General features: G+C 42.3%; 24 protein-coding genes and 1 other annotated feature. Of the genes, 2 read left to right on the forward strand and 22 right to left on the reverse strand.

Features of this window, described 5'->3' with window-relative positions:
• Positions 1 to 418: 418 nt before the first annotated feature.
• Positions 419 to 2,062 (reverse strand): DNA/RNA helicase domain-containing protein, encoded by a 1,644-nt coding sequence (locus EQG49_RS01960; protein ID WP_165964726.1) that lies wholly within the window; start codon positions 2,060 to 2,062, stop codon positions 419 to 421.
• Between the two features lie 567 nt (positions 2,063 to 2,629).
• On the opposite strand from EQG49_RS01960, the gene EQG49_RS01965 reads away from it, so the two are divergent.
• The gene (locus EQG49_RS01965; protein ID WP_165964727.1) at positions 2,630 to 2,833 is read left to right on the forward strand and encodes a helix-turn-helix transcriptional regulator; all 204 of its coding nucleotides are present in this window, start codon (positions 2,630 to 2,632) and stop codon (positions 2,831 to 2,833) included.
• Between the two features lie 108 nt (positions 2,834 to 2,941).
• The gene (locus tag EQG49_RS01970) at positions 2,942 to 3,169 is read left to right on the forward strand and encodes a hypothetical protein (RefSeq protein WP_133362396.1); all 228 of its coding nucleotides are present in this window, start codon (positions 2,942 to 2,944) and stop codon (positions 3,167 to 3,169) included.
• Positions 3,170 to 3,369: 200 nt separating this feature from the next.
• Here the strand turns inward: EQG49_RS01970 and EQG49_RS01975 are convergent, their stop codons facing one another.
• The 21 genes from EQG49_RS01975 to EQG49_RS02075 form a co-directional block, all read right to left on the reverse strand.
• Positions 3,370 to 4,119, reverse strand: a complete 750-nt coding sequence (locus EQG49_RS01975; protein WP_133362397.1) for a cupin domain-containing protein — start codon at positions 4,117 to 4,119, stop codon at positions 3,370 to 3,372.
• A gap of 74 nt (positions 4,120 to 4,193) precedes the next feature.
• The gene (locus tag EQG49_RS01980; RefSeq protein WP_133362398.1) at positions 4,194 to 4,739 is read right to left on the reverse strand and encodes a hypothetical protein; all 546 of its coding nucleotides are present in this window, start codon (positions 4,737 to 4,739) and stop codon (positions 4,194 to 4,196) included.
• 238 nt (positions 4,740 to 4,977) lie between these two features.
• Positions 4,978 to 5,481 carry a hypothetical protein gene (locus EQG49_RS01985; protein WP_133362399.1) on the reverse strand — a complete coding sequence of 168 codons (504 nt, stop codon included), beginning with the start codon at positions 5,479 to 5,481 and terminating at the stop codon, positions 4,978 to 4,980.
• 442 nt (positions 5,482 to 5,923) lie between these two features.
• Complete coding sequence (gene rpmA / locus EQG49_RS01990) at positions 5,924 to 6,259, reverse strand: 50S ribosomal protein L27 (RefSeq protein WP_133362400.1); 336 nt, start codon at positions 6,257 to 6,259, stop codon at positions 5,924 to 5,926.
• 46 nt (positions 6,260 to 6,305) lie between these two features.
• On the reverse strand, positions 6,306 to 6,617 hold the full coding sequence (gene rplU / locus EQG49_RS01995; protein WP_133364506.1) for a 50S ribosomal protein L21: 312 nt from the start codon (positions 6,615 to 6,617) through the stop codon (positions 6,306 to 6,308).
• Positions 6,618 to 6,642: 25 nt separating this feature from the next.
• Positions 6,643 to 6,709, reverse strand: a sequence feature (ribosomal protein L21 leader region).
• 140 nt (positions 6,710 to 6,849) lie between these two features.
• A complete protein-coding gene (locus EQG49_RS02000) occupies positions 6,850 to 7,827 on the reverse strand; it encodes a ribose-phosphate diphosphokinase (RefSeq protein ID WP_133362401.1) in 978 nt (325 codons plus the stop codon).
• Between the two features lie 150 nt (positions 7,828 to 7,977).
• On the reverse strand, positions 7,978 to 10,611 hold the full coding sequence (gene recD2, locus EQG49_RS02005) for an SF1B family DNA helicase RecD2 (RefSeq protein ID WP_133362402.1): 2,634 nt from the start codon (positions 10,609 to 10,611) through the stop codon (positions 7,978 to 7,980).
• 54 nt (positions 10,612 to 10,665) lie between these two features.
• Positions 10,666 to 11,343 carry a tetratricopeptide repeat protein gene (locus EQG49_RS02010; RefSeq protein ID WP_133362403.1) on the reverse strand — a complete coding sequence of 226 codons (678 nt, stop codon included), beginning with the start codon at positions 11,341 to 11,343 and terminating at the stop codon, positions 10,666 to 10,668.
• Between the two features lie 12 nt (positions 11,344 to 11,355).
• Positions 11,356 to 12,018: a histidine phosphatase family protein gene (locus tag EQG49_RS02015; RefSeq protein ID WP_133362404.1), complete on the reverse strand. Its 663-nt coding sequence runs from the start codon at positions 12,016 to 12,018 to the stop codon at positions 11,356 to 11,358.
• A 232-nt stretch (positions 12,019 to 12,250) separates the two neighbouring features.
• Positions 12,251 to 14,815: a bifunctional lysylphosphatidylglycerol flippase/synthetase MprF gene (mprF, locus tag EQG49_RS02020; RefSeq protein WP_133362405.1), complete on the reverse strand. Its 2,565-nt coding sequence runs from the start codon at positions 14,813 to 14,815 to the stop codon at positions 12,251 to 12,253.
• Positions 14,812 to 15,537 (reverse strand): alpha/beta fold hydrolase, encoded by a 726-nt coding sequence (locus tag EQG49_RS02025; protein ID WP_133362406.1) that lies wholly within the window; start codon positions 15,535 to 15,537, stop codon positions 14,812 to 14,814. Before EQG49_RS02025 ends, mprF begins: the two co-directional genes overlap by 4 nt.
• Before the next feature lie 57 nt (positions 15,538 to 15,594).
• Complete coding sequence (locus tag EQG49_RS02030) at positions 15,595 to 15,972, reverse strand: rhodanese-like domain-containing protein (protein WP_243115729.1); 378 nt, start codon at positions 15,970 to 15,972, stop codon at positions 15,595 to 15,597.
• Positions 15,973 to 16,067: 95 nt separating this feature from the next.
• Complete coding sequence (locus tag EQG49_RS02035; RefSeq protein ID WP_133362407.1) at positions 16,068 to 17,033, reverse strand: ROK family glucokinase; 966 nt, start codon at positions 17,031 to 17,033, stop codon at positions 16,068 to 16,070.
• Positions 17,034 to 17,262: 229 nt separating this feature from the next.
• Positions 17,263 to 19,479: a copper-translocating P-type ATPase gene (locus EQG49_RS02040; RefSeq protein ID WP_243115730.1), complete on the reverse strand. Its 2,217-nt coding sequence runs from the start codon at positions 19,477 to 19,479 to the stop codon at positions 17,263 to 17,265.
• Positions 19,466 to 19,960 (reverse strand): BlaI/MecI/CopY family transcriptional regulator, encoded by a 495-nt coding sequence (locus EQG49_RS02045; RefSeq protein ID WP_133362408.1) that lies wholly within the window; start codon positions 19,958 to 19,960, stop codon positions 19,466 to 19,468. Before EQG49_RS02045 ends, EQG49_RS02040 begins: the two co-directional genes overlap by 14 nt.
• A 640-nt stretch (positions 19,961 to 20,600) precedes the next feature.
• A complete protein-coding gene (gene frr / locus EQG49_RS02050; RefSeq protein WP_133362409.1) occupies positions 20,601 to 21,158 on the reverse strand; it encodes a ribosome recycling factor in 558 nt (185 codons plus the stop codon).
• A gap of 2 nt (positions 21,159 to 21,160) precedes the next feature.
• Positions 21,161 to 21,886, reverse strand: coding sequence for a UMP kinase (gene pyrH, locus EQG49_RS02055; protein WP_133362410.1), 726 nt, complete (start codon positions 21,884 to 21,886; stop codon positions 21,161 to 21,163).
• Positions 21,887 to 21,996: 110 nt separating this feature from the next.
• Positions 21,997 to 22,872 (reverse strand): translation elongation factor Ts, encoded by an 876-nt coding sequence (gene tsf / locus EQG49_RS02060; protein ID WP_133362411.1) that lies wholly within the window; start codon positions 22,870 to 22,872, stop codon positions 21,997 to 21,999.
• 178 nt (positions 22,873 to 23,050) lie between these two features.
• Positions 23,051 to 23,830, reverse strand: coding sequence for a 30S ribosomal protein S2 (gene rpsB / locus EQG49_RS02065; protein ID WP_133362412.1), 780 nt, complete (start codon positions 23,828 to 23,830; stop codon positions 23,051 to 23,053).
• A gap of 158 nt (positions 23,831 to 23,988) precedes the next feature.
• Entirely contained in the window at positions 23,989 to 24,282 is a 294-nt protein-coding gene (locus tag EQG49_RS02070; protein ID WP_133362413.1) for a GIY-YIG nuclease family protein, read from the reverse strand.
• A complete protein-coding gene (locus EQG49_RS02075) occupies positions 24,272 to 25,024 on the reverse strand; it encodes a tRNA1(Val) (adenine(37)-N6)-methyltransferase (RefSeq protein ID WP_133362414.1) in 753 nt (250 codons plus the stop codon). Before EQG49_RS02075 ends, EQG49_RS02070 begins: the two co-directional genes overlap by 11 nt.
• Between the last annotated feature and the right edge of the window lie 64 nt (positions 25,025 to 25,088).

Below are 25,088 nucleotides of genomic sequence, written 5' to 3' on the forward strand. Positions count from 1 at the left end.
CAAAACGACTTGCATCAGAATAAACTCCGGTACTGTCAATTGTTTTTCATTTGCAACGTAACTTCCTGACAGGCAGTGGCTACAATACTAATTAACACGGCCATTGCATGATTCTTTAAAAATTCGCACTCCGGAGTTCTTGGTAAGTAACGTCCCCGCTCCATCAACACGATTAGACTCTCTCAGATTGCTAGGGACGACGGTGGCGCGACTTGTGCGGTTGAATGGTATCAAGAATCCTAATTTGATTCGAGTTGGACAAGTTATTGTGGTTTCGTGAATTATTGGGCGGTAGCAGATACTAAAACAGAGCTTGCAGATTTTAGAATCCGCAAGCTCTGTTTTAGTATCTGCTACCACATTATCCTATCCCCTTTTCCAGAATAGATAAGTAGCGTTTACATTTAACACGTTACTTTTAACTTTTTACCTCAAGCAATTGTACTTTCAATTCGTTTACTGTTGTTTCCGCCTCATGAAGTTGTTGCTTCAAATCATGAATATCGGATTGTAACGTGGCGATTTTGTCACCTTTTTTCTTAAAGTCGTCCCTGCTTCGCGTTAATAACTTTTGAATTTCGATAAATAACGGTTGGTTATTAATAACGATAATTTCTACTGAATTGGATGCCCTTGTAATAGCTTGATAGATCATCTTTTCATCAATATATGGGTAGTACTCACTTTTTCCGAAAACGAGCTTTCCCTCATCGTAGTTCACGTATTGATCGAAAATTAGTAGAACATTTTCAAACTCTTGTCCGATGACATCTTTGGCATTTTTAGAGCCGGGAAATTTCTTGGGGTGCTTTGTTGTAGCTGATTGTTGTGTGACAAATTCATCCGGCTCGATAATTGCAACCTTTTCCAGGTTCCGCATTTCGATAAATAATTGAGCCGCTTTTTCACTTTTGAAATAACGTAAGCTAACATTTTCAAATTCATGATACTCTGCGTTTTTAACCCGCTTATCAAATAATTTCTTTTGGAAATCTACAAGGCCAGGATTTATTCGCACTGAATGCTTTAATGGGAAAACAGTGACCATAGGTGAATCCTCCAAATATTGTTGGATTGCTTCCTGTTGTTCATTTGGGTGCACAACTTGACCTTCGTCGACGCTAAAAATTTTAATTACGCTATCATCAATTTCAAGTGCTTCTTCAATAAATTTTTTAGGAATACGCTGACTTTCATCAAATATTAAAATATCCTTATCCTTATCCTTAAAAATTTCTAGACTAGACAAGTCATAATACCAACGTATATCAATATTAAGGGCATCGGCTACTTCTTGTTGCCCGGCACCGACTTTCGCACCCATGACCATCCCCACTGACTTACCCGTTTCGGACAGTGCACGTACGATGTCTAGTAGTAGCAACGTTTTACCACTACCTGGTCCACCCGTAATAGCTGATGCCCCCCGCGCTTTTTTTACGATTGCAGTTTTTATATTTTTTTGATTACTCGTTAATTCATACAATGAACCCAAGAAGTCTTTTGGCTTATTATATGGTGCCACTAGAAAATCGGATCTCGTTAATTTTTCGAGACGATCAATTCCGGTACTTGCGTTGGGAATCCGATTTATTAAATCATCAAAATTGAGGGGTTCCATTTGCTTTGTTTGTGATTGATATTCCCAAATTTCGTCTGAATCTGCCAAATATTCAATAACTATTACGCGCGAATATTGCATTTTTAAAAAACGATAGTGCTCAGAAGCCTGTTTGGAAATCGGCTTTGACGGTGTCTCAGATTTGAATTCAAAGTTAATAATTGTATCGTTGCTTCCTTTTAACAAATCAAACTGTGTGTTAGCTTGATCCTTCAACTTAAAGCCTAATACGAAACCAGACATTTGTTCTAATGATAATACCGGCGCCAAATGTGCCAATAATTTGGCATAACTCTTTAATTCGTCAATATCAATTTGTTCAGAGTCTTTTTGGAAATTGTATTCGTAATCGTGAATTTTCAAAAAACTGTGCAGTAATTGATCAGATGATTCTGTAACATTTAGTAATTCAAGCAAGTTGACTTCGTTTTGTGTATTCAATCTAATATACCCCATATTTATTTTGATTAATGCTAACAGACGAACTATTTGTTGATTTTTGTGGCACGCCACATCACTGTGATTACACTTGCCCCCTACTTGTCCCTCCCCAAGTACTTCATAACTCTGCCCAAAACTAGCATTATGCTCAATCCAATGAACAAATAAGTGTTTTGCCCACCATGCTGGTTAATCCAATCATTGACCGATTTAACGCCCCAAACAACACTAAGAAATACAAAATAAAGCAAAATATCAAGATTATATTTTAGCAATTTGGTCATTACAAAACCTCCTGAAATTAGTGAACACCCGTCAAAAGATAATACTGTAGCTAAAGTCATATTAGGTCTACAAATTGCATAATCGTAATGTTTCCAAATTAGAACAAATACAATCAAATTCAGCTGACCATTGCGATGCTACAGCATGCTTTATTAATGTTCATTATAAGTTATCCAATTGTGATTTTGTGCACGAATAACGTGCAAATGACTAATTTATATGCCCTTTACGACGCAAACGTGCTATTATAATTAAAATCTAATGAAGGGTATGCCACTTGCTATGGGGGAATTATTAAAAAAATTACGCATTGAACATGGCTACACACAAGAAGTGTTAGGAGACATTTTGCACGTTCAGCATCAACGAATTTCAGCTTGGGAGCATGAGATTTATGATGTGCCATTGCCAATTTTAGTTAAGCTGTCAGAGTTGTATGGTGTAAGCACTGATGAGCTGTTGGCGCCATTTAAGAGCACGCACTAAAATTTAATACCTGTGTCTTTTACTGTTGCCTTATTTCAAATGGAATGAGGCTTATTTTAACGGGTAACGTAGAAAATAATTTAAAACAAATAAAGTAGGATACCGCTTATGAATAAACTAATTTTGGCTTTCGTTTCATTTATTCTAGCCATTTTGTCAGCATTTGGCTTGGCATTAATGGGTAATTTTTCTGAAATTATGCAATCTTCCACATTAGTAGCTGGGAATATCACAACCAACTATTTCCATACCTGGGAAGTCGGTTTTCCAATTGTATTTTTGCTGGTGACAATAATCCTAATTACGTGGTATTTAAAAGAAGAATCTGAAAAGTAGTTAGTTGGCTAGATGTATTGAGATGACTAACACAATGTTGACAGGACGCACACTCGGCTTTGACTAACTGAGTATGTGTTTTCGTGCGTTGGAAGTTAGTGGAGTTAAATTTGTTGATAATCCTTTCCCCCATCGCCGTGCAAAAAAAGAGAGTGAACGCATGTCTGCTCACTCTCATTTCCTATTGTTATTGCTATTAACTACCGTGAATAGTTATACGTTTCTGATCCTGAGTTTTCAGGAATATCGAGCATTAAATGGTTTTCAAATTTTGTTATTGTATATGCGTTTTTCACACTACCAATTTTGCCAATGTGCATGTAGATTGTCCCAAAATTTCCCCATGTGAAGTAGGCTTTATAGCTCGAAGTTCCAAACGTAACCGTGTTTCCCTTCAATTTCATATCAACATAGCCATCCTCATTATGCCAGATGCCTTTCATACTATTAGGCACCTTCTTACTAATTTTTGGTCTGATTTTCTTTTTCGTATAATAGTCTGAGGCTCTGATATCAGCACGTACAGCTAATGCCCTGTACTTTTTACCATTAATTTTTTTAGTGGTGTATTGAACTCTTATCCCTTCGCTGAGTTGTTGACCAGCGCTATTTACTACAAAAAATGAATATGTGTTTTTGCCCTCTTTAGAAATGCCCAAATTTTTCTTCGATAGTTTCATCGCCTTATACGACTTAGTTCCAAAAACCATTTTTAAATGCATCGTGTTTTTCCTAATCTTAAACTTAGCATATTTCTTGGTACCTGCAATATTCACGTACCAATCGCCACGTAATTTTTTAGGAACTGTTCGGCTCCATTTTTTGGGGAGCTTACTTTGCTGCCCTACTGGCGTGCCCGTTTGCGTTGCAGCACTAACTGACGCGGTGCCAAGCCCGAATGTCAGCACTACAACTGTCATCAATATAATAAAATTCATGATTTTTTTCATCAGCTTTTCCTCCATTTAGTAGTGTTTATATACTTGCGGTAAATTCTTTTCACTTGGTGACATTTTGTAATCAATTACTTTAGTAGATGTTTATTAGCCCTTTTCCCAATATTAAATGCTTTATCTGAAGAAATATGCGGCGCCTTTTTACTAGTTTTTTTGGAGTGCACGTAGACCGTGGCTGGTCCCATGTATGGTGACAATAACGCACGCACTTTTTTAGAACCGTGCTTCGTCTTCACCTTGATTGTTGCGGGTACATACCACACACCCTCGGTGGCATAATACCCCGCTAATACCATGCATTTGTCAGCCTTTGTAACTCCAAACTTGCCATATGTTTGTTTAACACTAATTTTTGAAACTTCGTGCTTACCTTTACCCAACCAGTTATAACGGATCATCGTTTTTGCTGTAATTTTCATTTTTTGCGTTTCACCATTACTAGTTGCATACCAAGTTCCCCGCATTGATTTAGGAAACGTTTTATATTTGTGTCCAATTTTATCGCTGCGAATCTGCTGTGTCTGGCTTGCTTCGATTGAATTAATTTCTGCCAATGGCACGATACTACCCATCAGCATTGTGGATACCATTAATATTTTCATGAATTTTTTCATCAGACTTTCCTCCATTTATTTAGCGTTAATAACTTGTCATTATCAATTTCGTCAAAAAAACGCCAACAGAAAACATTACCAATTGCGGTAACATCTTCCCGTTGACGTCGTTGAATATTCTTCTAAAATCCATAGTTAAATTATCTCATAACAAAAGTTGAAGTACAATTTAGACGGCTTGGTAGCATTGCACATCTTCCAGCTTTGAGTTGATTGGTATCTTCGCCTCATTCACAGCTCAATGTTCGTTCATGAAAAGCAACCATTTCTCGCCGAAGTATTTAACGATAACTTTCTTCATTTGTTTCTTAACTTTCGGAGTGTTTTGCCCTGTGTCGTAGTCGTCATAGCTCAATTGATGCTTTTTATCATACTGCTTGGCAAGTGACTTACTCCTAAAGTTATAGTGAATTTCACCGTAATCGCCCCTTTGATCCGTTAGGTAACTAACCATAACTTTGTGATACTTATCCTTTATCTTAACCTTTGTAAGTACGTTTTGTTCTTGAATCTCCGATGCGGCACCACCAATCCTGAAGCCAATTTTGCCCTTATATTTAGTTCGCCAAACGTTAATCTGCGAATAGCCTTGCTCATCCGTTGACCACATTTTTTTGAAAACAACATTCTTGTACACTGTTCCCTTACTGTAAGCAGTCTTTGGGTGCCAGTGATACCACGTGCCACGCATTGACTTTGGTGTTGATTCAAGCCCAACCGAACTTGCCGATACACTTGGCACAACTATTGCCCCAAGCCCAAGGGTTAAAGCAATTAACGTCGCTGCAACAAATTTAATTAAATTACTCCAGTTTCTTTGCTTGCGATTTTGACTTGTAAACTTCGTTATTACATTCTTCTAATTGTGTTACCAACCATTAATTCGTAAACACGTAACGAAATATTGCCACTGACCATGTTGTTTTGTTTCGATAATGTATACAAACTAGTTCCTACTAGTAATTATAATCTCCGCCAACTCAATTCCAAAGTAACGTGTCTGGAAATGAATAACATTTCTTGTTTATTGGCTAACCAGGATTCGTTTGGCGAATATAATCAAATAAAATCATTAGCGACACGTCAGGCCCAAAATCGACTAACCTTTTCTCTCATACATACACATACAAAAAGAGCCAACCGATACGAATATCGATTGGCTCTTTTAAACACAATATTGTGAATTAAGCGCGTGGCTTAGTCGCACGGTTTGCTTCTACGATTGCGTTGTATTGTTCGCGAGTGTAAACAGACACTTGACGCTTGTCACGGCCTTTACGTTCGAACTTAACAACACCATCAGCAACTGAGTACAAAGTATCATCGTTACCACGACGTACGTTCACACCTGGGTAGATGTGAGTACCGCGTTGACGGTAGATGATTGAACCAGCAGTCAAATCTTGACCGTCAGCAACTTTAGTACCAAGACGACGACCAGCTGAGTCACGTCCATTGGCAGATGAACCGCCCCCCTTGTGGTGGGCAAACATTGTAAGGGTTTCCATGTTCAATAACATATTGAGCACCTCCATAAATTGGTTAGTATTAGTAGTTTAGATTGAATTAGTCAGCAATGATGTCGTCGATAACAACCTTAGTGTATGGTTGACGGTGACCTTGCTTAGTGTGCATGTGCTTCTTAGGCTTGTATTTGAAAGTAACAACTTTCTTTTGCTTGCCTTGCTTTTCCACAGTACCTTCAACTTTAACTCCTGCAACGAATGGTTCACCAATCTTTGCGGCACGGTTCTTGTAAAGAACAACCTTGTCAAAAGTTACTTTTTCACCTGCTTCGGCATTAAGCTTTTCAACGTAGATGGCATCACCCTTTTCTACCTTGTATTGCTTACCGCCTGTTTCAATAATTGCGTACACAGCCATGTTTGTGCACCTCCTTGTGTTTTTTGATAAGACTCGCCATCGTACGCGCTACGCTTAATACGTACTCCGAGCGGTTGTAGCTCACGTCCGTAGACGCGAAACACAACGTAGTAAATAATAACAAAAATAACCAAACCAGTCAATAACATTCGCCTGATTTGGTTAAGAATTTTCAAATTAATACTGCATTGATTCACCAACTGCAAAAATTGCTAGGTACTTTGGCTTAGAGTTGCACGTCTTCGTTATCTTCTGAGCGCAACAAGTTTTCAATTGGTTGGTTAGTGTGAATCCGTTGGATGGCGGCGGCAAACAATGGTCCTACTGACAATTGCACTAATTTAGTAAATTGTTTGGCTTCTGGTACCAAAACCGTGTCCGTCACAATAACTTCCTTCAATGGTGCTTGCTTCAAGAGCTCAACTGAATCACCAGAGAACACAGCGTGCGTTGCAACACCGTAAACCTCAGTGGCCCCCGCAAAGTTCAAAGCAGCAGCTGAAAGTGACATTGATAAACCGGTATCAATAATATCATCAACAATAATTGCGCGTTTGCCGGCGACTTCACCAATAATTGATGAAGGGACACTGTTGTCTTTGGCGTCGTCACGATTATCAATAATCGCAATTGGGGCTTTCAACAATTCAGCGAACTTACGCGCGCGGCTTACGCCTGAGTGTGAAGGTGAAACCACGACTAAGTCATCGTCGACTAAATTGCGGCTGAAGAAATAATTAGCCAACAATGGTGCCCCTAATAAATGATCAATTGGAATATTGAAGAAACCTTGGACTTGATCAGCGTGCAAATCAATCGTCACAACGCGATTAACACCATTCATTTCTAACAATGAAGCTAATAGCTTAGCTGAAATTGGTTCGCGTGAACGTGCCTTGCGATCTTGGCGGGCATAACCATAGTATGGCATCACCACATTAATGGTTGCCGCACTGGCACGCCGGAGCGCATCAACCATAATCATTAGTTCCATGAAGGAAGTGTTAACTGGATCAGCGACCCCTTGAATCACATACACTTCAGCCCCACGGACTGATTCACCAATCGCAATTTGAATTTCACCATCAGCAAAGTGCTTAACTTCCGCTTCACTCAAAGGCATGTTTAACTCATTAGCAATTGATTTTGCTAATGGGAGATTTGAATTAAGCGCAAAAAGTTTAACGTGTTTATCTTCTGACATCTTCCTACCTCATTTACTTTATTAACTATCTATTATTATCGCAATCATCATCAATTCTTGCAACTAACAAATCAGTGCAAAGTGAAATCCACGCTTTTTGTTAGTCGTAAATATTACTTAATCCCACAAAATGGCGCCTCAATATCGATTTTATTTGTTAGGCATAAAATCATAGGGCGAAATTTCAGCCATCCCCACCATCGGATCAACTAACCCATCTGTTACCATCGCTAGCGTTAATGTCGTCCCCATCGCTGAGGAATCATCCCTAGTAGCCTTAGTAACAGGTTCTACCACCGACGTTTCAGGCGTGGCGACACTTGTTTCAAAGATATCAAATGACATATTATCCGCCAAGGAGCCGTTTTCAACTACGTCTGGGGTCAAGCGCTTAGACGCTAGTGCTGGTTTAGCTACTGGCTCAGCCACGTTAGTAGGAGTGTCCAGCACATCATCGGCAACAGCCACGCTTGGTGTTTCAGGTTTTTTTAGTTCTGGCGTCGTGCCCCCATCAGAAATCGTATTAATCCGTGCTTGCAAGGTTGTTAAACGGTTAGCGCCTAGATTGTTGACACTGCGGACAAACGCATCCGGTTCCCCAATCATAATTAGCATTTCACTTGCCCGCGTAATCCCTGTGTAGAGTAAATTACGTTGGAGCATAATCGAAAACGCTCCAACCAAAGGCATAATCACTAATTTGAATTCACTACCTTGGGCTTTATGAATCGAAGTTGCATAAGCGAGCGTTAAGCGATTCCACTCTGAACGCGGATACGTGACTTCACCCGCATCAAATGCAATTGTGAGTTGATCGACTTTTTCGACGTTGCCTTTATCTTTGGCGAGCATGATGCCGGTTATTTTCCCGATGTCACCATTGAAAATGTTGCTTTCAGGACTATTCACGAGTTGCAGAATCTTATCACCCACGCGAAATTTTTGCCCGTTGAACTCAACTTCGCGTGATTTTGCCGTTTTCAAGGGGTTCAAAACGTTCTGCGCAACTACATTTAGGTTATTAATTCCTGCCGTGCCACGATACATTGGTGCGAGGACTTGCACATCATTATACGCAAAGCCCGCATCTTGAGCTTTTTTGACGACTTGCTCCACGACTTTAGGCACTTGTTGGGCGTGAGCGAAAATAAACGTCCGATCTGGTTGGTTCACGGTCAAATCAGCCGGCAATTGGCCGTCTTTAATATCGTGGGCTAACGGAATAATCGAACTTGCATTTTCTTGCCGGTAAATCTGGGTTAATTCAACTTGATTGAAATGCTGACTCGCTAATAAATCGCTGAATACTTGCCCAGGGCCAACTGATGGTAATTGATCCTTATCACCCACGAAGACCACGTGCATTTTTAATGGAATGGCTTGTAGCAGCGTCCGGAAAAGTAAAATATCAACCATCGACATTTCATCGACAATTAAAAGCGCCCCTTTTAAATCTTCAATATCAGGGACGGTGTTCTTTTCGCGCCCAGTCATCCCCAGCAACCGGTGAATTGTGCTAGCTGGTAAACCAGTTGTTTCACTCATCCGCTTGGCCGCACGCCCAGTTGGTGCAGCCAATAGAATTGGAAAGGTGTCGTCTTTATAGGCGTTCACGTCCAAATCAATCTCACGCAGCTCGGCAAAGGTTGCGACTAATCCATTAATAATAGTCGTCTTACCAGTCCCCGGTCCACCCGTTAAAAGAAAGACTGGACTCTTAATCGCTTCGACAATCGCGGCTTTTTGGCGGTCATCATATTTAATTTTCAGCCGTTTTTCAACTTTTTTGAGGACTTTTTCAATTTTTTCGTCCGCATATTGGATGGCATCGGTTTGCGCATCCAAGCGATCAAGCCATTCTGCACTACGCCATTCCGCTTCGTACAAACTCGCTAAATAAATGCGCGTATCTTCGGCCACCACTTTATTTGCTTGAGCCAAGTCTAGTAACGCCTGTTGTAAAATATCACGGTCAATGGCAATATTGCGGGCCGTTTCTAACAAATGACGCGCTTGCTCCAACAATTGGGGTACTTGCATGTAGACGTCCCCAGAATTAAAACTCTGTTGGTCTAAAGTAGCTAGTAACCCTGCTTGCACGCGGACTGGTGCGTCGGGTTCAATGCCAACCACTGCAGCCAATTGATCCGCCCGTTTAAAACTAATGCCTTCAATATCTTCGGCCAACTGGTACGGATTGTTGCGAATTATTTCCAAGGTATCGGTCTTGTATTTTTGATAAATAGCCGTCGCTAACGTCGAACCAAAGCCGTATTCATTCAAACCAATTACGACTTGTTCCATCCCATTATTTAACCGCAATGTTTCAACCAAATTCTCAACTACATCGTTTTTCAAGCCTAATGAAGCTAAACTATCAGGATCCGAAATAATGGTATTAATCGCGTCCATGCCTAACAGATCAACAATCCGCTCGGCGGTCTTTTCGCCAATCCCCGTAAAAAGTTCGCCCGACAAATAGGTAATTAACCCATGCTCCGTGTTCGTACCTTCACTCTTGTAGTTTGTGACTTGTAGCTGTTGCCCATACTTAGCATGATTCACCAGTTTACCAAAAAAGCGGTATGTCCCATCCTCTTGCAATTCGCCAAAAGAACCCGTGGCAACAATTTCTTTTTCTTTCCAACCAAAGTTATTTTCCAATACGCGCAAAGCAACCACTTTATAAAAACTATCGCTAGCCGCAAAAAAAACGGCCGACACTTTGCCTAGGACATAAGGTGTCGTAGTTTCTTCTTCAAACAAGGTCATTTCTTCATCCATGCCGACTCTTCTTTCACAAAAATATGTATTCCTAGGAATTGCACCTAGGTCCTTTTACTTATCAGTATCTGCCGCATTTTTTTGCGCAATCACCGTCGCAATTTCGTCAACGCGTTGTTGATTTGCTTGGTAAAATGCAGCATCTAATTCTTTAACTGCCGCAAAATACGCGGTCGCATCTTGGTCATTAACCACGGCAATTAAGCCCCGCCCAAACAATGCGCGCACAAATTTTGCATCACTTTGCAAGGCATCATCGTAAAAATCACTCGCTTGTTGGAATTCACCCAATGCCAGTAAGATATCCGCCAACAACGTGTTGACTTCAGGATCTTGTTTCATCTGGTCATGAGCCGTCAATGCATACACCAGCGCATGTTGGTAATCTTGCTGTTGCATCAAACTTTGCGCAATCATTACCAATGCATCGCGTTTCAACTTTTGGTCGGCAATTTGACTGAAGTACGTCACCGCCTTTTCATATTCTTCAGCTGAATAGTAGATATTTCCCAACGTATACAACAGCGTTTGTTGGGCTTGTTTATCGTGTTCAAAGCGTCCCAACGACTTCATCGCCAGTTCTTCAGCCTGTAAATAATCCCGTAATTCCGTTAAATGAATTGCGAGGTCATTGTACAAACGCCAATCATCTGGTTGCTGATCAATTTTCGCAACTAATTGCTTAATTGCTTGGTTTAATTCAGTTTCTCGTTTTTCACGTTCACCGCTCATTATCTTACCTCTCTAAATCATATCGGTTGCACTTTGGCTTGCGGCCAAGTAGTCCGTTTGATTCCGGATTACTTCGGTAAAATGCACATTATCATGTGTTTCCAAAATCGTTAACGATGTGTTACTGATGCCGCCACGCGCGCGCAGTTCAGCCAACGGTGTCCCAAGGAGTGCTCCTGTTCCTGCGGTAATCGCCGCCCCATGTGACACGAAAATCAAGTTAGCGTCATCATCATGACTAGCCACGGCTTCTTTAACCACTTCACCGAAGCGCACCATCACGCCTTCAAACGACTCAGCGCCGATTTGTGGACCATCCCATAATTCAGGATTATTACGAAAACCTTGAAACAGCACTGGATAACGCTCGGCAACCACTTCAAACTCCATGCCTTCCCAGTCACCTAGCGCAAATTCTTTCAAGCCACTTTTTAGCGAAATAGTTGGTCGACTTAACAAATATGGCCAAATTCCTAAAGCAGTTTGCCGGGCCCGTTTAATTGGACTGGCATATAAATGCGCAAAACGAATTTTTTCACCTTTTAAATATTGACCTAATTGTTTAATTTGTTCAAAACTCTCAGGCAATAACTCTGAGTTCCCGTTTGCACCTTGATAGCGCCCTTCAAGATTCCATTCAGTTTTACCATGTCGCACAAAATAGAGCTTAGTCACAGTTTTTTACCTCGTATCTCATAAACTCGGCTACCCGCCGGTTCCTGCATGAATATATCCTACTAAGTATATCATATGGGCTAACGACACTTAATACGAAAAAAGCAACTAAGCGTTAATTCGCGTTAGTTACTTCTTCAAGTATTTTATTGGTAGTGGTATATATGCCACTGTGCGCCAAGTAATTTACTGGCACGGAGTGGTCAAGTTTATTCAATCCCACTAGCGCAATCTATTTATCGCGACTGCGTAACTTCTTAAGTGTATGTGGTTGAATGGTTTGATTATCAACGATCAATAACGCAATCATCACAAACAAAATGTTACTTGATTTGGCATACGATGTGTAGCGTGGACGCCAATCATCGGCATACTTACTCTTAAAGTCCCGTAACCCCTGGAACGAATAAAAATTTGAACCAAATTGATAAACCAAATTGGCAACCCGTTCTTCCGTGAAACTGCGATAGTACATGCCGACATTAGCTAGTGGTGCCATCCCGAGATTGAAATCTTGATAACCTGCGGCGTTTGAATATTCAAACAACTTCACGAACAAGAAATCCATGACTCCCGTGGGGGCATCATCTCGGAAACGCATCAAATCAATCGAAGTTTCAACCCGGTTGTTAGTTGGCATAAAGTTGGTAAACGCATAAACTTCGCCAGCGCCATCACTCACGACCGCAATTGGCGCACGCTGCAAGTAGCTTTCATCGAAGAATCCTAATGAGAAGCCTTTTTCCTTGCGACTGTGCAACCACTCATCAGAAACAACCTGTAATTGATTAATAAATTCCGTCGAAAATGGTGGTTCAACAACTTCAAAATGGTGTTCGTCACGCTCAAAACGGTTAATAATCGTCCGTTCAGCTTTATGCCGCTTACCGACCAAGCTAAAATCTGGCAAGTCAACGTGCGCTTCCTCACCCATTTTGATGAAATTATAACCATATTCGTGGACGTACATGGCCACGTTTTCCGAAACTTCATAAAAGACGGGCGTGTAGCCAAGCTGGTCGCTATCGTGAATAAATTTTTCAATTGCTGCTTCCATATCGTCACTTTTTCCAAATGGATCACCCATCACAATTAGTTTATTGTTTCTCGGGCGATATTGCAGGACGACTGTATCTTCGCCGGCTGCGTTTTGGTAATAGAACAAATACTTATCCCCGAGAAACGCCAACTGACTATTCGCATTACCACCAAAATTGGTTAATACATTTTGCAAACGGTCGGCATCTAGTTCATCACCAAGAATGAGGCGACGCCCTTCTAAGTAACGTTCCAAAATTAACACAAATATGGCGACCACGACAATTGCCAACAATCCGCCCAACCAAATCTTAGACGATGGGAACAACACGAAATCCAAGTTGTGGTGATGGTGATGATGCTTGAACCCCGGTAGGCTATAAACCCCTAACACCACGTAAATGACGACCAAAGTTGCCCAAATGACACCATCAATCGTCCGCGCTTCCCACGAGTAAATGAATTGCTCACGGAACAAACGCGCCCGAATCAACCAGACCAGAATCATTAACAGTAACGTAAACGCCACTGACCATAATGAAACTTCGCGGGTGTACATGTAGCAACTCGTTAAGAACAACACAATCAACGCCGGGTACAGCGCCCGTTTAACTTGTGAAGCAATCCCACGCGCTACAAGTAGTAACAGGAATCCCAAGATGATACTTGGAAATTCCGAAATCAAATTAGCCGACCACGGATTTAACAAGTGCAACCAATGCCAGCGATCAAACGCATCCGGAATTGTCGCATACAAAATCATCATCACGCCGGAAAAATAGAGCAGTGCGCTGACAATGCGATGCCCGACCGTCATCACAATTTGATTAGGGACTTCGTTATAACGTTCATTAAATGACGCGCCAAAATTCTTAATCAGCAAAATCAAGCCAAAAGCAAATGGCACAAAATAGTAGGCAATACGGTATAACAGCAGCCACGCGACGGCTGCTTCACGCGGTAAGCCTAAGTCACTTAAGCCGATAATCATAATCACGTCAAAACTCCCAATGGAACCGGGAATCATTGATACAATCCCGATAATCATCGCAGCGACAAAGATTGGCATTACTTGATCCATCGGTAACGGCATCCCAATCATCCAACCAATGAACAAGAACAGACCGATGACACCCGTCCATTCCAAGATTGAAATCCCGGTTACCTGCATTTTGAACCTGGTTGTAATTACCGTTTTGTTAATCGTTGAGGTTACCCAAACAAATGGAATATACAAACTCCCACCTAACAACCAAATCCAGTACTGACTAACGTAGGCATTTGCATACCCTGTCCACACCATGATTAGTGCCACGATACTGAATAATGACAAGCCGGACATAATGAACATGAATAAGCGGGTTAAGGTTGCCGCAAAGTTCTTACTTTCAACCTTTTTACCATAAAATTCCGTCCGCAAGCCAACACTGACGAGCCCCCCGAAACCAGCCAAATTATTAATTGAATTAATAATCCAACTACTTTCAAACAAGTAAGCCTTCGTCATTTTATTCCCCAATGACTTGTTTAGTAACACATCGTACCCAATCATTGGCGAAACCGCTACAAGCCCCGCAATGATAATCGCACCGATTTTCCAAACTGGAATATCACCAAATTGAACCGCTAATTGACTTGGGGAAATGGTTTTACTGATTGATACAATTTCAACTAAGACTGCTACTGAAACTGCAATCAAAAAGATTGATTCAATCCACTTGGAGTATTTATGAAATATTGCTTCGATCTTCGCAATCATTTAGTATCCTGCATTTCTATAAAATTTGTCGCCATTTGGGCAAATAGCTGCGGATGTTGCCGGCCAAAAGAATGCCGCGCCGTGGGAATCAACATGAATTCACTGTCTGGAATCGCTTCAGCAATCTGGGCGGTTTCCGTGACTTTAATGGCATCCCGTTCCCCCGCAATCACTAAGGTTTTGGCCTGGATTTTTTGGAGTTCGTCCCACGCTAGCGGAACTGGTTTAACTAAGAGACTTTGCACGGCAGCACGTTGTTTAAACACTGGTACAACTTTCCCAACTAGCTGATTCCCATACCACCTAGTGACGTCGAAGGCATGTGTGAGTGCCCCGATGCCCGAAAGACTGACGTTCCCCGCATTTAACACCAATTTATCAACGAGCTTCGCAAAGCGGACTGCAAATACCATGGCGTAATTGGCTCCATCACTAAAGCCCACAATTGACACAGTTTTCAGTTGTTCTTGTTGTAATAATTCATACAAATCATGCGCCATCAAATCAAAGCTTAACGTCGCGGCGTGATTAGTTGATAGCCCCTGCCCCCGACTATCGACCACGATTACTTGAAACATCTGCTGATATATCGGCAGCTGGCGATCGAAATAATGGCGATTACCGCCATTCCCATGGAGTAATACCACCGTTGGCGCAGCTTTAGGGTATAAATCGTAGTGAATTTGTGACCCATCCGCAGTAACTAGTAGTTTTTCAACCATACACAGCCCCTTTCATTTGCACAAAAAGGACCCGGTTACGACGCCAAGTCCTTTTGCTTACTTACTAGATTTCTTACCATCCCAACGAGTGTAACCACCCTTTAAGATATAAATTTCTTTATAGCCCTTTGTCCGTAAACGGTTGGCTGCCCGCGTTGAAAAACGGGTTGTTGTATCATACAATAAGACAGGCTTATCCGTACGCAATGCATTATAACTTTGCCAAAAAACTGAGTATGGCAAGTTACGGGCACCCATAATGTGACCAGCTTTGTAGTCGTCTTTTTCACGTAAATCAACTAATTGACCGCCCCGAATCATTTCAGCGTATTCTTCTTGTTTTACAAACTTCGCTGAACGACGTCCTTGAATGAACCAGTATAGCATGTAAATGGCAAAGACCAAAATAATGAAGTACAAAATGTAATTAATCACAGTAACGTCCTCTTTCTAAATAACTTCTCAATCTATTATAACAAGCAAAAAAGGGCTAATCCAGTTCGATTGCCCTTTTTTAACTAATTAAATGATTATCCGCGAGCTAATGAGGCTGCACCAACAACCCCAGCATCGTTTCCAAGCTCAGCCAACTTGATCTTAGTTGAAGTCCGAACTGTTGGGAAAGCAAAGTTTTCAAAGCTTTGTTCAACCCGTGAGCGTAAAAATTCACCAGCAGCTGACACACCACCACCGATAACAACGGCTGATGGGTTCAAGATAGCTGAGAGGTTAGCTGATGCAAAACCAAGGTAGTAGGCAACCTTGTTAACAACTTCGTTAGCCAAGAAATCGCCTGAAGCAGCTAAGTCAAAGACGATCTTTGACGTAACTTCTTCACCGTTATCAACCAATGACTTAAGCTTTGAGTCACCAGCGTATTCTTCAGCAAAATCGTGAGCCAAGTGCACGACACCAGTTGCTGACGTGTATTGTTCTAAACAACCGCGGTTGCCACACGTGCAAAGGTAGCCACCTGGTTCAACGCAAATATGCCCTACTTCACCACCGGCACCGGCCACACCGTGAATCAATTTACCATTGGCAATCAAACCACCACCAACACCAGTTCCAAGTGTGATGAATGCAACGTCATCAGCATTGTTACCAGCACCACGCCATTGTTCACCTAAACCAGCCACGTTGGCATCATTATCAATTGATAATGTCAAACCAGTACCAGCTTCAATATCAGCTTTAACGTTTTGCTTGTGATCAGCATCCCAGTTCAAGTTAAAGGCACCTTCAACCGTACCGTTTTCACGATCAACTGTACCAGGAGTTCCCATCCCAATTCCGATGATACGATCCTTATCCAATTGGTACAAGTTAAGGTGGTGATTAATTGAATCGATAATGTCTGGAACAATGTGTGAACCATCTTGCAAGATGTTCGTTTGCACACTCCACTTTTGTTGGATTTCACCTTCTGCAGTTAAAATAGCGAACTTGATTGTCGTACCGCCCAAGTCAACTCCAATAAGTTTGTCTTTTGCCATGATTAAATAATTCCCTTTCGTTTTCGAAAATGTCTCCTCTGATGGAGCATCAATAATTATATTTTGCATGAATGTAAGCGCTTTTGCAAGCCCTTTTCACAACTTTTTGTAATCGTTTTCTTTTTGTGCGCTTTTACGGGCAAGATATGTTGGTTTCCACAACTAACTTTGCTAATTCATAAGAAAAAAGCATTCGGAGCATTCTTCCCCAAACACTTTTCTATCATAACTATAATTTTAAGCGCATTGCATTAATTGCCACGATTACGGTTGATAACGACATCAAGATCGCACCGACCATCGGATCAAGGCGGAAACCAAGCGGAATTAAAATACCGGCGGCTAACGGAATCGCAATCACGTTATAACCAGCTCCCCACCACAAGTTTTGCTTCATTTTGCGGTTGGTTGCTTTCGCTAATTTAATCAAGCTTGTCACATCCGCTGGATCAGATTTAATCAACACCACATCAGCAGCATCAATCGCAACGTCCGTCCCTGAACCAATCGCAATTCCTAAATCAGCTTGCGCTAGGGCTGGACTATCATTAACCCCATCACCAATCATCATTACGTGGCCTTTTTGTTGGTATTCTTTCACCAATTCAGCTTTATCTGCGGGCTTCAGGTGCGCTTGCACTTCCGTAATGCCCAAGACATCTGCAACCCGTTTGGCCGTTTGTTCATTATCACCCGTTAACATCACCGGCGTAATATTTTGGGCTTGCAAATCACGAATAAATTTAACCGCGGTCGCCTTAATTTCATCCCCTTGGGCAACGATTCCAACAACTTTGTCCATAGTTACTAAGTAGCTCACTGAGTTACCAGCGGCGGCTAGCTTGTTAAAATAATTTTGGTCATAGGCGATTTTGTGACTTGTCAGATAATCAACCGCCACAATCGCAAAGCGGTCGTTATTGAGCACCCCGGTAATCCCAGTTCCGGGAATATTTTCCAGTTCTGAACTCGCCATCAAGGCCACGTGCTGGGCTTTCGCCGCATTCAGTATCCCTTGAGCCAGTGGGTGCGTTGAGCCACTTTCCAATGTTGCCATAATTGCTAAAATATCGGCATCGCTGTATTCAGTTGTCACTGATTTGACGGAACGAACCTTGAAATTACCTTCCGTTAACGTCCCCGTCTTATCCATCAAAGCATATTTGATATCATCAATTTGTTCCAATGGTTCCCGATTTTGAATCAACAAACCATTTTGCGCGGCAATCGCCGTAAAGCGGGCAGTTACTAGTGGTACTGCTAGCCCCAACGCGTGGGGACAGGCAATGATAAACACCGTCACAGCAATTGGCAACGCGTAGGCAAATCCATTTACGAGAGTCCACACAAGCATTGCGGCAATACCGATACCCGTGGCCGCGTAGAATAACCACCCGGCAACTTTGTTCGCCAACGTTTCACTCTTACTTTGGTGTGATTGTGCCGTTTCCACCAGCTTTTGCACACGGGCAATGAAACTATCCGTACCAATACTCGTAATTTCGACTTCGATGACCCCTGAGCCGTTGATTGAGCCACCCAAGACGGTATTTTTCGTTTGCTTGATGACTTGGGTTGCTTCCCCAGTCAGCATGGCTTCATCGACCGTTGTTTGCCCGCTAACGACCAAACCATCGGCCGGAATACTTTCAGTCGCCTTAACGAGGACGTGGTCACCAACGTGCAACTGACTGACCGGCATGTCCATCGTGCTACCATCGCTGTGTACCATATGGGCTTGCTTTGGAATTAATTGTGCCAAACTTGAGACGGCTGAACCGGCCCGTGTGACAGCATTCATTTCCACTAGGTGCCCCAGCAACATAATATCAACCAAGGTTGCTAGTTCCCAGAAAAAGTCCATCACCATGGCGTGAGGTGCCATCGCATTCATCACAGTCGCGTAAACGCTATAACAGTACGCGACGGTGATTCCTAAAGTAATCAACATCATCATAGCTGGCTTGCGCGCTTGTAACTCACCTTTTGCCCCTGAAAAGAACGGCGTCCCGCCATAAAAGAAAATCACGGAACCAAGCGCTAAGACAATCCACTGCTGTGCCGGAATATCATGCAAGGTAAATGGCATGTTTAAACCCATCATAGGTGAAAGTAACAGCAAGGGAATCGTTAAAATTACCGAAACAATCAGCTTACGTTTCATGTTCCCCATATGCATCATATGGCCACCATGATTCATCATATCGTGGTCCATATCCATCCCGGCCATGTCCATGTCACCCATATTCATATGCTCGTGATTCATGCCCCCCATGTCGGCCATATCATGGTGCATATTTGGCATATCACCCATCTCGTCGTGGTGCATCGAATCCATGTCGTGATGCATGTGACTATGATCCTCATTTTCAGTACTTTGCGGATGTGCGGCCAAATCCGCAATCATTTTTTTCATTTCTTCATCTGTTGGTTTATGCTTTTTCATTTGCTTGCTCCTTGTTAGAATTATTGGTCGCTACATGACCAGTTGTTTTATTATGTTGGTGCTTTTCATTACATCCAGCTGGTAAACAATCACAGATAACTTCCTGTGGCGCCGTTACCAATTTGGCATTCAGTTTTGTGATTAGTTGGCTAATATCGTCTTGTGACAGTTCCACATCGTCGAGGGCCTCATTCAAACTAGTTCCCACCTTCATCGCACACATATCATGCATCAAGGCAGTCAACTGGCTAGTCATCGTGTCCGCCTCCTGAATCACTGGCCGATATTGACGATTACGCACCTCACCATCATCCACAATTAATGCTTTATTATGTAAGCGCGTAATAATTGTCTTCGTTGTCGAACTACTCCAATGCTTTTTTTCAGCCATGATTTGGACCAATTCGTTACTATTGGCCGCTCCGAGCGTCCATAAGACCCGCATCACCGCCCATTCGCTTTCAGCAATATTCTTCGTCATCAGCGCACCCCTTTCTAATCTACAAGTGTAATCTATACTTTTAGTTTACATTTATAGATTAAGAAAGTAAAGTATTAAACTTGGAAATTAACCACGAATATTCCGCATTTTATTTGGTATTAATGAAAATTCAATAATGCCAAATAAATTCAAAAAATGCCAAATGCAGTTTTACAAACGCCCTAGTGATTTTGCGGGTTTGCGATTAAGTACCCATTCTGCATATTAACGGAGTGTCTGGAAATTACTTGGCGGGCGCATCCTTTACACCACGACTGGGGATTCTCGCTGAAGATAAGATGAGGAGTCTTGGGGATTTATCCCCTAGACTCCCAGCTTATCTGAACCAACCAAGACAGACATCCAGCCTACAAGGCTAATCTAATCGCGTTAGGATTAGATTCAGTATTTTGTGCAACAAAATGCTGGGATGTTTTGCGTTGCCGGTTCGCAGGCATAAGCACAGACTGGCTTGGGAGGTTGCTTCCAGCGTGGTGCGCCAAGTAATTTCCATGCACGCAGTGGCCAAGTTTATTCAATCCCACGTCAGCCGGAATAGAGCCGCCAAAATCAGCATTTAAAACGCAAAAAACGGCGCCTCGACGTTTCCGTCAAAGACACCGCTTAATTTCAAAAACAATTATATGTTCAACAATTCTTCTTCTTTATCCTTAGCAATGGCATCAATATTCTTAATGCCGGCATCAGTTGCCTTTTGCACTTGATCTTCTAAATCATGTAAATCATCTTCAGTGATTTCGCTAGCTTTTTGTTGCTTCTTCAAAGTATCCATGGCGTCACGACGAACGTTACGCACGGAAACTTTAGCATTTTCAGCTTCACCCTTCACGTCCTTAGCTAATTCCTTACGACGTTCTTCCGTCAATTGAGGAATTACCAAACGGATTGAAGAACCATCATTTGATGGCGTCAAGCCTAAGTCAGAAGCGTAAATGGCTTTTTCGATTGCGTCCAAAGATGTTTTATCATATGGCGTAATCAAAAGCACACGGGCTTCTGGGACTGTGATTGAGGCCATTTGGCTAATTGGTGTCATTGCACCATAGTAGTCAGCTTGAACACGGTTCAAGATACCAGCATTGGCACGACCGGCACGGATGTTTTGCAAATCACGTTGCAAAGCGTCACCGGCTTTAGTCATGCGTTCTTTCGCATCAGTAATAATTGGGTTAGCCATTATTATTTTTCTCCTTTAACAGTTGTTCCGATATTTTCACCTTCAACAACACGCTTGATGTTACCTGTTTCGTTGAAGTTAAACACGATCAATGGCATATCAGTATCCATTGATAATGAACTAGCAGTAGAATCCATAACTTGCAGACCCTTGCTTAAAATTTCCAAGTGCGTCAAAGTATCAAACTTTTCGGCGTCTGGGTTAGTGCGTGGATCAGCTGAATAAATACCGTCAACCCCGTTCTTAGCCATCAAAATAGCATCGGCGTTGATTTCAGCTGCACGCAATGCGGCCGTCGTATCAGTTGAGAAGTATGGTGAACCAGTCCCAGCAGCAAAAATCACAATGCGGTTCTTTTCCAAGTGACGAACTGCCTTACGACGGATATATGGTTCCGCAATTTGGCGCATTTCGATTGAAGTTTGGACACGAGTTGGGACACCAACATTTTCCAAGCTATCTTGCAAGGCTAAGGCGTTCATAACCGTACCAAGCATTCCAATGTAATCGGCTTGTGAGCGTTCCATACCAAGTTCGGCACCCGCTTCACCACGCCACATATTACCACCACCGACAACGATAGCAATTTCAACACCGAGGTCGTGCACTTCTTTAATTTCTTCAGCAACTTGCTTCACGAAAATTGGGTTAATCCCACGGACTTGATCGCCGGCGAGGGCTTCACCACTCAACTTCATCAAAACACGTTTATACTTAATGTCTGCCATTTGATTATCTGCTCCTTTGATAATTCACTCTACTAGTTAAATCAAGCTACCTTCTTTTCTTAAAAAAAGAGGTGCGCCTGTTTGCGCGCCTCTTTCTAAAAATCGGTAAATTAGTTGATTTGGCTAGCAACTTCAGCAGCGAAGTCAGTAACCTTCTTTTCCATACCTTCACCAACTTCGTAACGTGTGAATGACTTCAATGAGCCGTTCTTAGATGCTACGAACTTAGCAACAGTTTGGTCGCCATCCTTAACGAATGGTTGGTCAGCTAATGAGATTTCAGCAAGGAACTTGTTCAAACGACCTTCAACGATCTTTTCCTTAATGTTATCTGGCTTGCCGGCCATGTCTTCAGCGTTCATTTGAACTTCTTTTTCGTGAGCAACTACATCAGCAGGTACTTCTTCACGAGAAACGTATTGTGGGTTGATGGCTGCAACGTGCATTGCAACGTCCTTAGCAGTTTCTGCATCGGCACCGTCAAGCAATACAAGTGATGAAATACGGCCACCCATGTGTGAGTATGCACCGAAGTTTTGGTCATCAGTCTTTTCAACAAGTTCAAAACGACGGAGTGAAATCTTTTCACCAGTGATTTGAGTAGTGTGGATGATCATTTCGTTCAAAGTTTCATCTTCGCTAACTTGCAATGCAAGCGCAGCATCAACGTCAGCTGGCTTGAGTTCAACGATAGCGTTTGCAACAGCGTGCAACAAGTCGTTAAATTCTTTGTTACCGGCAACGAAGTCAGTTTCTGAGTTCAATTCAACGATTGCAGCAGTGTTACCCTTAGATGCAACGTAAGTCATACCTTCAGCGGCGATACGATCACCCTTCTTGGCAGCCTTAGCCATACCTTTTTCGCGCAAGAAGTCGATAGCAGCTTGCATATCGCCTTCAACTTGAACAAGGGCCTTCTTGGCGTCCATCATTCCGACACCAGTCTTTTCACGTAATTCTTTAACTTGAGCAGCAGTAATAGCCATGAGTAGTTAAATCTCCTTAAGTTTATAATTTATATCGTATCTATTGTACCTTACTTTAGGCCAAAATAGCAGTCTAAAGTTTAATTCTGTCGTGCTTTTTTCATAAAAATAGGCCGCCACGCGGTTAAACCCCTAAAGGTTCAGCAACAAATGTGGTAGCCTACTTCATAATTAATGATTACTTAGCTGAGTTGTTACCTTCAACAACAGCAGCAATTTCTTCGATTGATTCAACTGATTGGTCTGCACCAAATGAGTTTTCGTCAACCTTGTCTTCACCTTGGTTACCTTCGATGATTGCATCTGCCATCTTAGCAGTGATCAAACGAACGGCACGGATAGCATCATCGTTTGATGGAATCTTAACGTCGATGTCATCTGGATCTGCGTTAGTATCAACCATAGCTACGATAGGAATGTTCAACTTGTGTGCTTCTTGAACAGCAAGTTGTTCCTTACGTGGGTCAACGATGAAGAGCAAGTCTGGAACCTTAGGCATATCAGCGATACCACCAAGGAACTTTTCAAGCTTAGCAGTTTGCTTAAGAAGTAATGAAACTTCCTTCTTAGGCAAGCGATCGAAAGTACCGTCTTCGGCCATAGCCTTGAGTTCCTTCAAACGTGCAATACGCAATTGAATAGTCTTCCAGTTAGTCAAAGTACCACCCAACCAACGGTGGTTGACGAAGTATTGACCGGCACGAGTTGCTTCTTCAGCAATCGCGTCTTGAGCTTGCTTCTTAGTACCAACGAAAAGCACAATTGCGCCATCCTTGGCTGCATCGCGAACGTAGTTGTAAGCTTGGTCAACAAGCTTAACAGTCTTTTGTAAGTCGATGATGTAGATACCGTTACGTTCAGTAAAGATGAATTCCTTCATCTTTGGGTTCCAGCGACGGGTTTTGTGACCAAAGTGGACACCGGCTTCAAGCAATTGCTTCATTGAGATTACTGCCATGAGTAATTTCCTCCAGAAATTTGTTTATTCCTCCCCTAGCCGCACTTGTCGCTGGACGATCGCTCGCAACCCAGTCAACATTAGCTAAGGTGTGAATTGGCTTTTTAACACCGAAAAATAGTTTATCAAATATTTACCGCCTGCGCAAGTCTTTTTTCTTATTTGCGGTGCGCGAAGCGTTGCACATCCACGCCATGCTCAGCGAGGTAGCCCACTTTCTTTTCCCGGAGTTGGTGTTTAAAGTGCCACTCAGCCGATAACGCATCATGTTTATTATCAAACGCTTCCGCATAAATCAATTCGAGGGGGTGTTTACTTTTTATTTTAGTGAATTTAGCCCCCTTAAATGCTTGGTGGGCTGCAAAACGTTTGCCGACGTCATCGGTAAAGCCCCCGTACAAAGTTTTGTCGGCAGCGAGGATGACGTAAAAATAATATGGTTTATTCGCCATATAAAGCCTCATGGACGTGTTTCGTGTATGATCCGTCAGCATTGTACACAATCAATGGTTCGAGGTAACGGACACCACCTGGGCGGCCATCTTTGATTGCTTCGACTAACACCATGTTAGCTTCGCGGTCAATTTTGGAATGCACCATCTGAATACGCTTAGGTGCCAAGCGGTGCGCGCGCAACTCATCAATCAAATCTAAGAAGCGATCGGGCCGGTGGACAAAATAAACCTTACCATTCGTCTTGAGTAATCGACTGGCCACATCCGTGATTGTTGCTAAATTGGTTTTGATTTCGTGGCGTGCGATGGCCAAGTGTTCATTCGGATTTTTTGTCGATTGAGGTTCATCCACAAAATATGGTGGATTACAGAGCACTGTTTCAGCGGCACTCGGCTTAATATGCTCGAGCGTATCGGCTAAATCAATATTCAATACGTTCATGCGCCCATCTAAATCATTCAAGACAATTGACCGTTGGGCCATGTCCGCCAAACGGGGCTGAATTTCCACTTCGGTAATTGTGCCGGCGGCTTTCTTGGCAAAAAACAGTCCCACTGCCCCATTGCCCGCACATAAATCCACTGTCAAACCATGACCACCTTTGGGCGCTTTGGCAAATTCGGACAGTAAGACGGCATCCAATGAAAAAGAAAACACCGCATCACTTTGAATTATTTTGACATCTTTACTATATAATTGATCAATCCGTTCGTCCGCATTTAATTTAATTTCTGCCATCTGATATTATTCCTTACTTGCTTTACTACCTGAAATTTTGCATACTTAACGTTAAATATGAATT

The organism is Periweissella cryptocerci (assembly GCF_004358325.1).
Classification (GTDB): Bacteria; Bacillota; Bacilli; order Lactobacillales; family Lactobacillaceae; genus Periweissella; species Periweissella cryptocerci.

Bases quoted from the DNA above. Each gene is read 5' to 3' on its own strand.
- EQG49_RS01965 (WP_165964727.1), top strand. From the start codon at position 2,630: ATGGGGGAATTATTAAAAAAATTACGCATTGAACATGGCTACACACAA.
- EQG49_RS01970 (WP_133362396.1), top strand. From the start codon at position 2,942: ATGAATAAACTAATTTTGGCTTTCGTTTCATTTATTCTAGCCATTTTG.
- EQG49_RS01975 (WP_133362397.1), bottom strand. From the start codon at position 4,119: ATGAAAAAAATCATGAATTTTATTATATTGATGACAGTTGTAGTGCTG.
- EQG49_RS01980 (WP_133362398.1), bottom strand. From the start codon at position 4,739: ATGAAAAAATTCATGAAAATATTAATGGTATCCACAATGCTGATGGGT.
- rpmA (WP_133362400.1), bottom strand. From the start codon at position 6,259: ATGTTATTGAACATGGAAACCCTTACAATGTTTGCCCACCACAAGGGG.
- EQG49_RS02000 (WP_133362401.1), bottom strand. From the start codon at position 7,827: ATGTCAGAAGATAAACACGTTAAACTTTTTGCGCTTAATTCAAATCTC.
- recD2 (WP_133362402.1), bottom strand. From the start codon at position 10,611: ATGGATGAAGAAATGACCTTGTTTGAAGAAGAAACTACGACACCTTAT.
- EQG49_RS02010 (WP_133362403.1), bottom strand. From the start codon at position 11,343: ATGAGCGGTGAACGTGAAAAACGAGAAACTGAATTAAACCAAGCAATT.
- mprF (WP_133362405.1), bottom strand. From the start codon at position 14,815: ATGATTGCGAAGATCGAAGCAATATTTCATAAATACTCCAAGTGGATT.
- EQG49_RS02025 (WP_133362406.1), bottom strand. From the start codon at position 15,537: ATGGTTGAAAAACTACTAGTTACTGCGGATGGGTCACAAATTCACTAC.
- EQG49_RS02035 (WP_133362407.1), bottom strand. From the start codon at position 17,033: ATGGCAAAAGACAAACTTATTGGAGTTGACTTGGGCGGTACGACAATC.
- EQG49_RS02040 (WP_243115730.1), bottom strand. From the start codon at position 19,479: ATGAAAAAGCATAAACCAACAGATGAAGAAATGAAAAAAATGATTGCG.
- EQG49_RS02045 (WP_133362408.1), bottom strand. From the start codon at position 19,960: ATGACGAAGAATATTGCTGAAAGCGAATGGGCGGTGATGCGGGTCTTA.
- frr (WP_133362409.1), bottom strand. From the start codon at position 21,158: ATGGCTAACCCAATTATTACTGATGCGAAAGAACGCATGACTAAAGCC.
- pyrH (WP_133362410.1), bottom strand. From the start codon at position 21,886: ATGGCAGACATTAAGTATAAACGTGTTTTGATGAAGTTGAGTGGTGAA.
- tsf (WP_133362411.1), bottom strand. From the start codon at position 22,872: ATGGCTATTACTGCTGCTCAAGTTAAAGAATTACGTGAAAAGACTGGT.
- rpsB (WP_133362412.1), bottom strand. From the start codon at position 23,830: ATGGCAGTAATCTCAATGAAGCAATTGCTTGAAGCCGGTGTCCACTTT.
- EQG49_RS02070 (WP_133362413.1), bottom strand. From the start codon at position 24,282: ATGGCGAATAAACCATATTATTTTTACGTCATCCTCGCTGCCGACAAA.
- EQG49_RS02075 (WP_133362414.1), bottom strand. From the start codon at position 25,024: ATGGCAGAAATTAAATTAAATGCGGACGAACGGATTGATCAATTATAT.